The 12,552-nt window shown below is 64.5% G+C and carries 11 protein-coding genes and 1 tRNA gene; 5 read left to right on the top strand and 7 right to left on the bottom strand.

The window, feature by feature from the left end; translation table 11 throughout:
• Positions 1 to 72: 72 nt before the first annotated feature.
• Both NKH03_RS08330 and ssuD read right to left on the bottom strand, forming a co-directional pair.
• Complete coding sequence (locus tag NKH03_RS08330; RefSeq protein WP_352968010.1) at positions 73 to 1,524, bottom strand: FAD/NAD(P)-binding protein; 1,452 nt, start codon at positions 1,522 to 1,524, stop codon at positions 73 to 75.
• Positions 1,521 to 2,693 (bottom strand): FMNH2-dependent alkanesulfonate monooxygenase, encoded by a 1,173-nt coding sequence (ssuD, locus tag NKH03_RS08325; protein ID WP_352968009.1) that lies wholly within the window; start codon positions 2,691 to 2,693, stop codon positions 1,521 to 1,523. Before ssuD ends, NKH03_RS08330 begins: the two co-directional genes overlap by 4 nt.
• Positions 2,694 to 3,021: 328 nt before the next feature.
• On the opposite strand from ssuD, the gene NKH03_RS08320 reads away from it, so the two are divergent.
• Positions 3,022 to 3,480: a GntR family transcriptional regulator gene (locus NKH03_RS08320; RefSeq protein WP_352968008.1), complete on the top strand. Its 459-nt coding sequence runs from the start codon at positions 3,022 to 3,024 to the stop codon at positions 3,478 to 3,480.
• Complete coding sequence (locus NKH03_RS08315) at positions 3,477 to 3,698, top strand: FCD domain-containing protein (protein WP_352968007.1); 222 nt, start codon at positions 3,477 to 3,479, stop codon at positions 3,696 to 3,698. Before NKH03_RS08320 ends, NKH03_RS08315 begins: the two co-directional genes overlap by 4 nt.
• Before the next feature lie 211 nt (positions 3,699 to 3,909).
• Here NKH03_RS08315 and NKH03_RS08310 read toward each other — a convergent pair.
• A tRNA-Ala gene (locus tag NKH03_RS08310) sits at positions 3,910 to 3,985 on the bottom strand.
• A gap of 171 nt (positions 3,986 to 4,156) precedes the next feature.
• Entirely contained in the window at positions 4,157 to 4,549 is a 393-nt protein-coding gene (locus tag NKH03_RS08305; RefSeq protein WP_352869150.1) for a TIGR02300 family protein, read from the bottom strand.
• A gap of 207 nt (positions 4,550 to 4,756) precedes the next feature.
• Between NKH03_RS08305 and aroA the strand changes: the two genes are divergently transcribed.
• The 3 genes from aroA to rpsA all read left to right on the top strand — a co-directional run bounded on the left by aroA (position 4,757) and on the right by rpsA (position 8,946).
• Positions 4,757 to 6,115, top strand: a complete 1,359-nt coding sequence (gene aroA / locus NKH03_RS08300) for a 3-phosphoshikimate 1-carboxyvinyltransferase (RefSeq protein ID WP_352968006.1) — start codon at positions 4,757 to 4,759, stop codon at positions 6,113 to 6,115.
• Between the two features lie 274 nt (positions 6,116 to 6,389).
• Positions 6,390 to 7,040 carry a (d)CMP kinase gene (gene cmk, locus NKH03_RS08295; RefSeq protein WP_352968005.1) on the top strand — a complete coding sequence of 217 codons (651 nt, stop codon included), beginning with the start codon at positions 6,390 to 6,392 and terminating at the stop codon, positions 7,038 to 7,040.
• Between the two features lie 208 nt (positions 7,041 to 7,248).
• Positions 7,249 to 8,946 (top strand): 30S ribosomal protein S1, encoded by a 1,698-nt coding sequence (rpsA, locus tag NKH03_RS08290; protein WP_023811516.1) that lies wholly within the window; start codon positions 7,249 to 7,251, stop codon positions 8,944 to 8,946.
• Between the two features lie 108 nt (positions 8,947 to 9,054).
• On the opposite strand, the gene NKH03_RS08285 is transcribed toward rpsA, so the two are convergent.
• The 3 genes from NKH03_RS08285 to NKH03_RS08275 form a co-directional block, all read right to left on the bottom strand.
• Positions 9,055 to 9,762, bottom strand: coding sequence for an SDR family NAD(P)-dependent oxidoreductase (locus NKH03_RS08285; protein WP_352968004.1), 708 nt, complete (start codon positions 9,760 to 9,762; stop codon positions 9,055 to 9,057).
• 182 nt (positions 9,763 to 9,944) lie between these two features.
• Positions 9,945 to 11,546: a 5-guanidino-2-oxopentanoate decarboxylase gene (locus NKH03_RS08280; RefSeq protein ID WP_352968003.1), complete on the bottom strand. Its 1,602-nt coding sequence runs from the start codon at positions 11,544 to 11,546 to the stop codon at positions 9,945 to 9,947.
• Positions 11,543 to 12,391 (bottom strand): dimethylarginine dimethylaminohydrolase family protein, encoded by an 849-nt coding sequence (locus NKH03_RS08275; protein ID WP_352968002.1) that lies wholly within the window; start codon positions 12,389 to 12,391, stop codon positions 11,543 to 11,545. Before NKH03_RS08275 ends, NKH03_RS08280 begins: the two co-directional genes overlap by 4 nt.
• Positions 12,392 to 12,552 lie beyond the last annotated feature (161 nt).

Genomic DNA, 12,552 nt, shown 5'->3' with positions numbered 1-12,552 from the left:
AGGATTTTCCGTTTTTGAGGCCCTCTTGGGACGGAAATACCAATTTTGCCCGACCAATCCGGCTTGCCGATGTCAGCTCGCGAGCGGACCAGGCACAACATTGGCGCTGATGGTGGCTGGCGTTTCGAGCAGCTTGGCAATTTCGGCCGCGACCGCCTGGGCATGGCGGGCGACCTCGGGCAGGCCCATGAGTTCGCCGAAAGTCGCTCGCGCCAGCGGACCCGCGACGAACAGTGTCGTGGTTGTCCCGCCATCCCGGCTGACGGCGCGGCTGTCGAGACTGGTCTCGATGCCCAACCCGTATTGGTCCATCCTGATCAGCCCGGCTTGCGCCAGCGAGCTTAGCGCCCGGTTCAGCCGCAGTGCCTGCCCATGGGCCGGACCCGTGGTGTTGATGACGGCATCGAAGCGCGCCGTCTCGATCCGCGTCTGCCCGCGCCGCTGAAAGCTGACCGCCAGGCTGCCGTCCTCAACGTTCGACGCGACAAGCCTGGCGGCGATGGTGTCGAATGTGCCGCCCTCATGACGGCGGTCGAGCACGGAAGCGACCTGCGGAGCGATCCGGAAGCGATGCACGTCCCAGAACACGCGCAGCTGGCGGACCAGCCTTGCCCGCTCCGACGGAGCAAGTGCCGACCACAGCGCAGGACCCTGCAGACGCAGTTGGTCGAAGACCGACTGCCAGTTGACATTGGCCGCACGCGCCGCCGCCAACGTCGCGCGAATGTTCTTGAGCAGGCCAAGCGCCGTTATGGCCGGGGCCGAGGCAAAGTCGCCGAAAGGCTCGCCCCTGATGTCCGGGTGGCCGCGCGAGCGCAGCCCACGGCGCGACAGCGCCAGGATGCGGCCGCGATGGCCACGGCGGTCGAGCTCCGCGACCATATCGGCCGAAGTCAGTCCGGAGCCGACGATCATCACCGACGCCTCCGGCCCGATCCCGGCAAGCGCTGACGCGGCGTAGGGGTCGGCGATGAAACCCGGCGCTTCCGCCAGGTGGATCAGCGCGGCTGGAATCGCGGGCTGCGGGTGCGTCGCTGCCAGGACGACGATGTCGGCGGCGACCAACCCACTGGACGTATGCACGGTCCAGCCCGCGCCACTGGCATCGCGCGTTACATTTGTGGCGGACCCTTCAACATGGTGGACAACGCCTGAACAGAGATAGGGCGCCAGATGTTCGGCGACATAGCGGCCGAACACGCGCCGGCGCGGATAGGCGTCGCCATTCTTCCAGATGGCGTCCGTGTCGCGCTCGAGTTCTCCGCTGCCGGTCAACCAGCGCGCGAAGTGCTGCGGGTCGTCGGGTACCATGCTCATTCTGACAGCCGGGACATTGACCCGGTGCGACGGCTCCTCGGTGGAGTAGGCAAGGCCGCCGCCGAGCACCGGCCGCGGCTCGATCACTGAAATGGAAATACGCTCCGGCGGATGCATTCGTGCCAGGTGCCAGGCCACCGCCGCGCCGGAAAAACCGCCGCCGATTATGGCGACACGCAACCGGCGGATCGGAGGGAGCGCGTTCATGAAGCGCTGGCGAGCGACTTCGGCCGGTGGTCGCCGGCGATGGTCTCGCCGAACGGGCCGGTATTGACGGACGAAGCGGCAACTTTGACCGGATGATCGGTCGGCAGTCTTGGCAGCACCAGTTCACCGAAGCGATAGGCTTCTTCCAGATGCGGATAGCCGGAGAGGATGAAGGTATCGATGCCGAGGCGCCGGTATTCATCGATGCGCTCAGCGACCGTGTCGGGATCGCCGACAAGTGCGGTCCCGGCGCCGCCGCGCACCAGGCCGACACCGGCCCAGAGATTGGGCGCGATCTCGAGCTTGGCACGGTTGCCGCCATGCAGCGCGCTCATCCGCGCCTGGCCGACGGAATCCATTCGGGCAAAGACCTTCTGTGCCGAGGCGATCGTCGCATCGTCGAGCCTGCTGATAAGCCGGTCGGCGGCGGCCCAGGCTTCCTCGCTCGTTTCGCGGGCGATGACATGCAGGCGAATGCCGAAGGAGAGTTTGCGGCCGGCCTTCTGCGCAAGTTCACGCACGCCATCCAGCTTGCGCTCGACGTCGGCGGGCGGCTCGCCCCAGGTCAGATATTTGTCGATCTCCTGCGCCGCCACCACGGATCCGGCGTCGGATGAGCCGCCGAAATAGAGCGGCGGATAGGGCGTCTGCACCGGCGGAAACAGCAGCCTTCCATCCTCGATGCGGAAATGCTTGCCCTCGTGCTCGACCATCTCGCCGCTCAGCACCCGCTTGTATATCCGCAGGAACTCCTGCGTCACCTCGTAGCGCTCGGCGTGCGATAGAAAGATGCCGTCGCCCTTGTTCTCCAGCGGATCGCCGCCGGTGACCACATTGATCAGCAGGCGCCCGTTGGAGATGCGGTCCAGCGTCGCCGTCATGCGCGCGGCCAACGTCGGCGACTGCAGGCCGGGCCGCACGGCGACAAGGAAGCGCAAGCGCTCGGTCAGTGGCACCAGCGCCGACGCGATCACCCAGGAATCCTCGCAGGCCCGGCCGGTCGGCAACAGCACGCCGTAGTAACCCAGCGTGTCGGCGGCCTTCGCGACTTGCGTCAGATAAGGCAGATCGACGGCCCTGCCGCCTTCCGTCGTGCCGAGATAGCGGCTGTCGCCATGCGTCGGCAGAAACCAGAGCACCTTGATGCGTTCAGGAATGTCGCTGGTCATGGCCTGCCTCCCGTGTGCTGACGGAGGCGGCCGGCAATGCCTGCTTTGGTCGAGAGCAAGTGCAAAAGGGTGGGCATGGCGTGGTCCTGTCCGTGTGGAAACCAGATCGCCCGTGCAGATTGCTTATTCCATAAATTCTGTAGAGTTAGTTTATTCCAATTCCGCCGACGGGATTAGAAATTCTCTCCAGCCGGCCCGAATCCGAACTCACTGGCTGTGACGCTTTGCCCGGGGTGCGAATTCCAGGTCGAAGCCGCGCCTCGCATTAGGTGCTTTCTGATTTACATTCTAATCTGACCATTTCCGGTGACCTAACCACGGATTTCCCATGGACCTGGACCCTTCGACTCTCAATCGGGCTCTTCCGCTCCGCGATCAGATCTATCATCAGATTCGCAACCTGATCGTCATCGGACAGATGAGGCCTGGGGACGTGATCAACGAGGTTAGCATCGCGGAAGCACTCGGTGTTTCGCGTACCCCGGTGCGCGAAGCGGTCAAGCGCATCAGCGACGAGGGTCTGGTCAACATCCTGGCGCAGACCGGCACCTATGTCGCCCCGATCAGCCGAGCCGACCTGGAAGAAGCCTATATCATCCGCCGGGCCTTGGAGATGGAAAGCACCAGGGGCGCGGCCGCCAAATTCTCACCGGCAGCCGGCGAATTGCTGGAAGACAATATGGCGGCGCACCGGCTTGCCATATCGCGGGGCAGATATGCCACCGCGATACAGAGCTCGACGACGTCTTTCACCGGACCATCGCCGAAATCTGCGGCCTGCCGATGATCTGGAGAGCCGTCGACATCTCCAAGGCGCAAATGGACCGTGGCCGCTATCTCGTCATTCCGAAGCCCGGCTATGGCGAACAGACGATCGAGCAGCATGAAGCCATTCTCGAGGCGCTGAAGCGTCACGACGCCGAGAGCGCCGCGCAAGCGATGGAACACCATCTCGAGACATCGTTGCGCAACACGCTCGAAGTCGCGGCCGACCTTCTCGGCTGAAGCCGCCAGGGCGGCCACCAGTTGCTGCGCCCTTCGATGCCGTCTTGTGTCCCATCAAAGCGTCGGCGACCCGGCCAAGGCCTGGGGGCTGAAATCCACCGGTGCGAGACAAGCGCAATCTCTGTCAGGCTTTGTAAACTTGACGCCAGCAAGCCTTTGAAGAGGCGCGATTATCCCGCAAGGGAATAGCCAGTTTTGCAGAGGGACTGTTTGGTGGAGCCAATCGGGATCGAACCGACGACCTCTTGAATGCCATTCAAGCGCTCTCCCAACTGAGCTATGGCCCCACTTCCGGCAGTCTACCGGCGCCGTTTCCGGCGAAGAGATCCGGCGCGGGTTGGAGCCGCGCCGTTAGTGCAGGCGGCTTCTAACCCCGCCTTTCGTCAATATCAAGCCTTCGAGAGCCGCTTTTTCGCAACAGGCCACGAAAGCTTGCAAACGCCCGCTTTCAAGGCCGATCAGACCTCGTCGTCGTCGTCGCCAACGCCGATCATGTCGGCAACGTCGTCGTCTTCTTCCTCTTCGTCGGCAAGGAAAGTGTCATCCTCGTCGTCGCCGAGATCGACATCGTCCTCGTCGTCGCCGAGATCGGGCAGGTCGTCGCCCTTGGCGTCCTCGTCCGCCTCTTCGAGCGAGACGACCTCAACGCCCTCTTCTTCCTCGGCGTCCACTTCCTTCTCGGCCACTTCCTCTTCTTCCTCCTCGAGAGCGGCAATCTTGCCTTCCTCGAAATAGGAACGCGGATAGGTCTTGCCGGTGTAGGGCGAGACGATCGGGTCCTTGTTCAGGTCGTAGAATTTTCGGCCCGTCTCCGGGTCGATACGTTTTGTGCCAAGTTCGGTTTTTGCCACGGCAAGCCTCGTCGATAAAAGAGTGGTCCCCTTAACCACAGTTTGCAGCGCTGTCAAAGCGAAAAGCCGGCGTCACAAAACCATGCATTGAAAGGCCTCCCGTCAAGCGACGACCACGGGGGATGACCATTTCGGCCCGCCGTGATACGAGACCGCCGCAACAAATGAAAAGCGCCGGCCCGCCGGCATTCCGTCCAGGGAAATTCCATGTCTCACGCCGCCGCCCCAAAGCCGGCCACCGCCCGTAAATCATCAGCGCTTTCCGGCACGGCCCGCGTGCCGGGCGACAAATCGATCTCGCATCGCTCCTTCATGTTCGGCGGCCTCGCCTCCGGCGAGACCCGCATCACCGGCCTGCTCGAGGGCGAGGACGTGATGCGCACCGGCGCGGCCATGAAGGCGATGGGCGCGCATATAGAGAAGCGCGGCGCCGAGTGGGTGATCCGCGGCACCGGCAATGGCGCGCTGCTGCAGCCGGAAAGCCCGCTCGATTTCGGCAATGCCGGCACCGGCTCGCGGCTCACCATGGGCCTTGTCGGCACCTATGACATGGAAACGACCTTCATCGGCGACGCCTCGCTGTCCGGCCGGCCGATGGGCCGGGTGCTCGAACCCTTGCGCCAGATGGGCGTGCAGGTGCTGAAGGCGACGCCCGGCGACCGCATGCCGATCACGCTGCATGGGCCCAAGCATGCCGCACCGATCACTTATCGTGTGCCGATGGCCTCGGCGCAGGTGAAGTCGGCGGTGCTGCTCGCCGGGCTGAACACGCCGGGCATCACCACGGTCATCGAACCTGTCATGACGCGCGACCACACCGAAAAGATGCTGAAAGGCTTCGGCGCCAACCTTTCGGTCGAGACCGACGAGCGCGGCGTGCGCCACATCTTCATCGAGGGCCAAGGCAAGCTGACCGGCCAGACCATCGCGGTGCCGGGCGACCCCTCCTCGGCCGGCTTCCCGCTGGTGGCCGCGCTGATCGTGCCGGGATCGGACATAACAATCGAGAACGTGCTGATGAACCCGACCCGGACCGGCCTGCTTTTGACGCTGCAGGAAATGGGCGGCAAGATCGACATCCTGAACCCGCGCAATGCCGGCGGCGAGGACGTCGCCGATCTGCGCGTGCGTTACTCCGAGCTGAAAGGCGTCATCGTGCCGCCCGAGCGGGCGCCGTCGATGATCGATGAGTACCCGGTGCTCGCGGTCGCCGCCAGCTTCGCCGAGGGCGAAACGCTGATGCAGGGGCTGGAAGAGCTGCGGGTGAAAGAATCCGACCGGCTGTCGGCCGTCGCCAACGGGCTCAAGCTCAACGGCGTCGACTGCACCGAGGGCGAAGCTTCGCTTGCGGTGCGCGGCAAACCGGGCGGCAAGGGTCTCGGCGGCCATCCCAACGGCCAGGACACGACCGTGCAGACCCATCTCGACCACCGCATCGCCATGAGCTTTCTGGTGATGGGACTGGCGACGGAAAAGCCGGTCACCATCGACGACCAGGCGATGATCGCGACAAGTTTCCCGGAATTCATGGGCCTGATGAAGGCGTTGGGCGCGGAGATTGGGTGACGTTCATGGCAATCGCTAGCGTTGAAGATTGCGCTCTGGCAGAGACGTCGGCGGGACAGCACCCCCCTCTGTCCTGCCGGACATCTCCCCCGCAAGGGGGGAGATTGGCAGCTTTGACGCTCCGCTCAGTCCTGCAACATTGGCGATTGGCGAAGTCAGCGGTGACGGCTGATCTCCCCCCTTGCGGGGGAGATGTCCGACAGGACAGAGGGGGGTGCGACGGATCGCGGCGCTTGTCTTTTTCATCGCGCCTTTCGATCGCGGCGGCCAGCCAATGAGCATCCCCTTCACCATCGCCATCGACGGACCCGCGGGCGCCGGCAAAGGTACACTCGCCCGGCGGCTCGCCGACCACTACCGGCTGAACCTGCTCGACACCGGCCTCACCTATCGTGCCGTCGCCTATGCGCTGCTTCAGCACGCGCTGCCGCTCGACAATGTCTCGGCCGCCGAGACCGCTGCCCGCCAGGTCGATCTGGCCAAGCTCGACCGCGCGGTGCTGTCGGCGCATGCGGTCGGCGAGGCGGCGTCGAAGGTGGCGGTGTTCCCGACCGTGCGGCGCATCCTGGTCGAAAAGCAGCGCGACTTCGCTCAGACACCACCGGGCGCCGTGCTCGACGGGCGCGACATCGGCACCGTCGTCTGCCCTGACGCCGACATCAAACTCTATGTGACGGCGAGCGCCGAGGTGCGCGCGAGGCGCCGGCTGGCCGAGATCGAGAGCATCGGCGGCACCGCCGATTTCGCCGAGATCCTTGCCGATATCGTGCGCCGCGACGAGCGCGACATGGGTCGCGCCGACTCGCCTTTGAAGCCCGCCGCCGACGCGCACTTGCTTGATACCAGCGAAATGGCTATAGAAGCCGCGTTTCTCGCAGCCAAGGCGATCATAGACGACGTGCTGGTCAAGAGAGACAACGCCTGATCCGGGTTTTTCCCTCGCGTTTCCGTTGTCGGAGGCGAAGAAGACACCCATATCGGGCACGAACCAGCCTGCCAGCATTCTTCATGCGCCGGAATTGCCGCTTAAAGAGCGGCCCAGGGCTTTTGTAGTCCGGAACGCCGGCAGGCTAACGCAACGCTAACCCACGGCGCCCGTCCCGCTTGAGATGCGGGACACTCCAGGAGAAACAATGTCAGCTGCAAATCCCACTCGCGATGATTTCGCGAGCCTGCTCGAAGAATCATTTACCGCCGGCCATTCCGGCGAAGGCCAGGTCGTCAAGGGCATCATCACCGCCATTGAAAAAGACATGGCGATCATCGACGTTGGCCTCAAGGTCGAAGGCCGCGTGCCGCTGAAGGAATTCGGCGTCAAGGGCAAGGACACCACCCTCAAGGTCGGTGACACCGTCGAAGTCTATGTCGAGCGCATCGAGAACGCGCTTGGCGAAGCGATGCTTTCGCGTGAGAAGGCCCGCCGCGAAGAGAGCTGGGTCCGTCTCGAAGAGAAGTTCACCAAGGGTGAGCGCGTCGAAGGCGTTATCTTCAACCAGGTCAAGGGCGGCTTCACCGTCGACCTCGACGGCGCCGTGGCCTTCCTGCCGCGCAGCCAGGTCGATATCCGCCCGATCCGCGACGTCTCCCCGCTGATGCACAACCCGCAGCCCTTCGAGATCCTCAAGATGGATCGCCGCCGCGGCAACATCGTGGTGTCGCGCCGCACCGTGCTCGAGGAGAGCCGCGCCGAACAGCGTTCGGAAATCGTGCAGAACCTCGAAGAAGGCCAGGTTGTCGAAGGCGTCGTCAAGAACATCACCGATTACGGTGCGTTCGTCGACCTCGGCGGCATCGACGGCCTGCTGCATGTCACCGACATGGCATGGCGCCGCGTCAACCATCCGACCGAAATCCTCAACATCGGTCAGACGGTCAAGGTGCAGATCATCCGCATCAACCAGGAAACCCACCGCATCTCGCTCGGCATGAAGCAGCTCGAGAGCGATCCGTGGTCCGAGATCGGCACCAAGTTCCCGATCGGCAAGAAGATCAAGGGTACCGTCACCAACATCACCGACTACGGCGCGTTCGTCGAGCTGGAGCCGGGCATCGAGGGTCTCATCCACGTTTCGGAAATGTCGTGGACGAAGAAGAACGTGCATCCCGGCAAGATCCTGTCGACAACCCAGGAAGTCGACGTTGTGGTGCTCGAGGTCGATCCGGCCAAGCGCCGCATCTCGCTCGGCCTCAAGCAGACGCTCGAGAACCCGTGGCAGGCTTTCGCAAGCAGCCATCCGGTCGGCAGCCAGGTCGAGGGCGAGGTCAAGAACAAGACCGAGTTCGGCCTGTTCATCGGCCTCGAAGGCGACGTGGACGGCATGGTGCACCTTTCCGACCTCGACTGGACGCGTCCGGGCGAGCAGGTCATCGAAGAGTACAATCGCGGCGATATGGTCAAGGCGCAGGTGCTCGATGTCGACATCGACAAGGAGCGCATCTCGCTCGGCATCAAGCAGCTGGCCAAGGATACGGTCGGCGAGGCGGCGACTTCAGGCGAACTGCGCAAGAACGCGGTGGTCACCTGTGAAGTCATCGGCGTCAAGGATGGCGGTCTGGAAGTGCGGCTGGTCGACAGCGGCATCGAGACCTTCATCAAGCGCTCCGATCTGAGCCGCGACCGCGACGAGCAGCGCCCCGAGCGCTTCACCGTCGGCCAGAAGGTCGACGCCCGCGTCATCGCCTTCGACAAGAAGACCCGCAAGCTGCAGGTCTCGATCAAGGCGCTGGAAATCGCCGAAGAGAAGGAAGCGGTCGCTCAGTACGGCTCGACCGACTCCGGCGCTTCGCTGGGCGACATCCTGGGTGCCGCGCTGAAGAAGCAGGGCAGCTAAAGTCCTTCGCACCGCGAAGCCCTTCGCATAAGCTCGAAAACAAAACCCCGCCGGAGCAATCCGGCGGGGTTTTTCTTTGATCGACGTGAAGGTTGGAAGGTCGGAAGGTTACGCCCTGCCGTAAAGCGGCACCAGCGTGCCGCTCATCGCCTGATTGGCCGGCGAGGCGAGATAGGCGATGGCCTCGGCGGCGGCTTCGAGGCTGACCCATCTGGTGACATCGGCATCCGGCATATCGGCGCGGTTTGCCGGCGTGTCGAGCGTCGACGGCGCCACGGCGTTGACCAGGATGCCCTTGTGCTTCAGCTCCTCGGCCATCGCCACCGTCATCGCTGCCACCGCCGCCTTGCTTGCCGCGTAGGCGACCGAGCCCGCACCCTTGCGCGGCTCCAATGCCGCCCGTGCGGCGATATTGACGATGCGGCCTGCCGTGCCTGATGCCAGCATCGAGCGCACCGCCGCGCGGCAGCACAGGAAGGCGGTGCGCGCATTGGTGTCCATCATCTCGGCAAAGGACGCCGACTCGATCTTTTCCACCGGCGCTTCTGTGAAGCCGCCGGCCAGGTGGATCGACCCCCACAGGCCGGGAACCTGGCTGTAGAACGCCTCGACCTTGGCGGAGTCCGAGAGATCGACATTGTGCACCAGTTCGACACGATCATGCGCGGTGAAAGGGAAATGGGCTGGTGCGGCGGCATGGGCATTGGGCACATGGCAGATCGCGCCGTCACTCAAAAGTTTGCCGACAACCGCACCGCCGAGCGCACCGGTTCCGCCGGTCACGACGATATGCCTGCCTTCAAGGGTTTCCGTCATCTTGGACCGCTCCTGTCATTTTTTATCGTTAGGTCGTTTCTTGCGCCGCCGACGCGAAGCGTCGCGCCTTTCTCGCCATCACTCAATTGAAATCTCGACATGGCAGTTGTCGCGTCTTTGCATGCGTCCGCCACCGGCTAGCCGTGGGCAATGGCCGAGGCGGGAAGTCGGGCCACCGATATTCAGTCAACCGTGATTTCGATGACGCGTGGCAGTCCGGTTGCGCGGGCGCGTTTCAGCGCGTCCGTCAGAGCGGCGATATCGGACAGCCGTTCGGCGCCGATTCCATAGGCCTCAGCCAGCTTGCAGAAATCCGGCGGCGCCGGCGACACGCCGACCGGCTCGACCCCGACATCGAGCATCGAGGTTTCGATCTCGCGGTAGCCGCGATTGTTCCACACCACGAAGATGACGGGCGCCCGGGCATCTAGCGCGGCGCCCAGTTCCGGCAGCGTGAACTGGAAGCCGCCGTCACCCGTGAGGCAGACGACCGGCGCCTCGGGCACGGCAAGGGCGGCGCCGATCGCCGCCGGCGGGCCATAGCCGAGCGCGCCGAAGCCGGTCGCGGCATTGAACCAGCCGCCTGGCCGATCATGGTCGTAATAGAGGTTGGCGGCATAGATCGGCTGCGTCGAATCGCCGACGATGAACGCGCCCGGCAAAGTGTCGCGGATCGCCTCGACGGCGCGGACCTGCCCCTGCAGCGTCGGATTGAGCTCGGCAAAGGCCGCTTCGCGCGCAGCAGCCGCACGCGACGGGCCGCCCTCGCCTACAGGGACATGGCTGATCTGCGGGAGCAGGGCCTCGAGCGCCTCGGCGCAATCGGCCTGGATCGAAACCGTTGCCGGGCGGCGGGCAAGCTGGTCCGCGCCGATATCGATGCGGATCAGATTGGCGGGCAGCACAAAGCCGCCATCGCTATAGCCGTCATAGTCGGTGGGGCCGAATTCGGTGCCCGCGGCAATCACCAGATCGGCGTCGGCCATCAGCGCCCGCACCGACTTCAGGCTGGGACTGGCCGGCACGCAAAGCGCATGACCATGCAGTAGGCCGCGCGCATTGGCGGTCTGGACGACCGGCGCTCCCAGCCGTTCGGCCAGGCGGCGCAATGGCGCTTCGGCACGCTTGGCACCGCCGCCGACCAGGATCAGCGGGCGGCGCGCGGCAGCGATGAGCTTGGCGGCGCTGGCAATTGAGGCAGCTTCCGGCGCGGGCGGCGTTACATTGCTCAGAACGGCAGCGATGCCATCGGCCGGCTTGACCATGACGTCGGTCGGGATCTCGATATGCACCGGGCCGGGCCGGGCCGATGAAAACAGGGCGAAGGCCTGCGCCAGGGCACCGGGCAATTCCCTGGCCTCGGTAACGCGGTGCGAAAACAGCGCCACTTTCTCCATCATGCCGCGCTGGTCGGGCAGTTCGTGCAGAAAACCCAGCCCCTTGCCCAGCGTCGGCATGGCGTTGACGCCGGAGATGACCAGCATCGGCACGGAATCGGCACGTGCCTGTCCCATGGCGGTGATGGTGTTGGTGAGCCCCGGTCCGGTGATGACGAAGGCGACGCCCGGCCGGCCGCTGGCGCGTGCATAGCCGTCGGCCATGAAGCCGGCGCCCTGTTCGTGGCGCGGCGTGACATGGCGGATCGTCGAGCGCGCCAGCCCCCGGTAGAGTTCGACCGTGTGCACCCCGGGAATGCCGAAGACCGTGTCGACGCCATGAGCTTCGAGCAGCGAGATAAGCGCCTCGCCGACAGTCGTCCCAGTGATGGTCCCAATGGTGGTCATTGGCGCAGCACCGGGCGCGTCAGGCAGGTCGGGCCGCCCTCGCAGGCGATGCAGAGTGCGTCCGCCTCGAAGGTGGAAACCACGCAGCCGGCGGCCTGCATGGCAGCCGCAGTCCTGGGGAAACCGGCAACGGCAATGACCTGGCGCGGCGCGGTCGGCAGCACGTTGAGGCTGAGCCCGTTGGAGATGAAGAACTCGTCGGCATCACCCTCGACCAGCGTGATGCCGCGCGCCCGCAGCAGCTGGTAGAAGGCGGCTGGCAGCAGCGGCGCGTAGACCAGCGCCAGATCGTCGGCGAGCGGACTGATCACCGACATCAGATGCAGGCAGGCTTCCTCCCCATGCCAGAGCGGCAGGTCGAAGCCAAAAACCGAAATGCCCTTGGGCGAAAGCAGGTTCGAAAGCTGCTGGATACCGTCCTGGTTGGTGCGCACGCCTCGGCCGACGGCCAGCGTGGTCGCATCGACCCAGACACAGTCGCCGCCTTCCACCTGGCCCGGATCGTCGATGCGGCCGAGAATGGGGATGCCCATGCGATCGTAGGCTGCCTCATGCAGGCCGGGCTCGACCCGGCGCAACGCCTTGCCCATCGAGAGAATAATCGCGCCATGATCGGTCATCAGCGACGGATCGTGGGTGAAGACGGAATCGGCCAGCCCGTCATCGGCATCCGTCAGCCATTCGATCTCGGCGCCGGAGGCCGCGACCATGCCGGTCAACTGCTCATGCTGGGTTGCGGCCTTTTGCGGATCGAAACCCGGACCATAGTGCCATTCCTGTGCCCTTGCATGACGCATGGCGCTGGCGGCGGACCGCATCAGCACGCGTTTCAGGGGTCCGGCCATGGACTGCGACCCGTATGATTTGCCCACTAAATTCTCCCGAAACGTCCGTTGCCGCCACTAACCACTACGGCAGGCTGTGATCAATAGTCCAAAAACCATGGTTGACGGAGGCAAGCGGAACGGTCCATCCTGAGAATGGGAACTCTGTCCAGTGATGGGTA

It is taken from the genome of Mesorhizobium sp. M1406 (genome assembly GCF_040317555.1).
Lineage (GTDB): Bacteria > Pseudomonadota > Alphaproteobacteria > Rhizobiales > Rhizobiaceae > Mesorhizobium.
The sequence above is the reverse complement of the archived record's forward strand: the minus strand, read 5'-3'. Positions and strand labels throughout refer to the sequence as shown.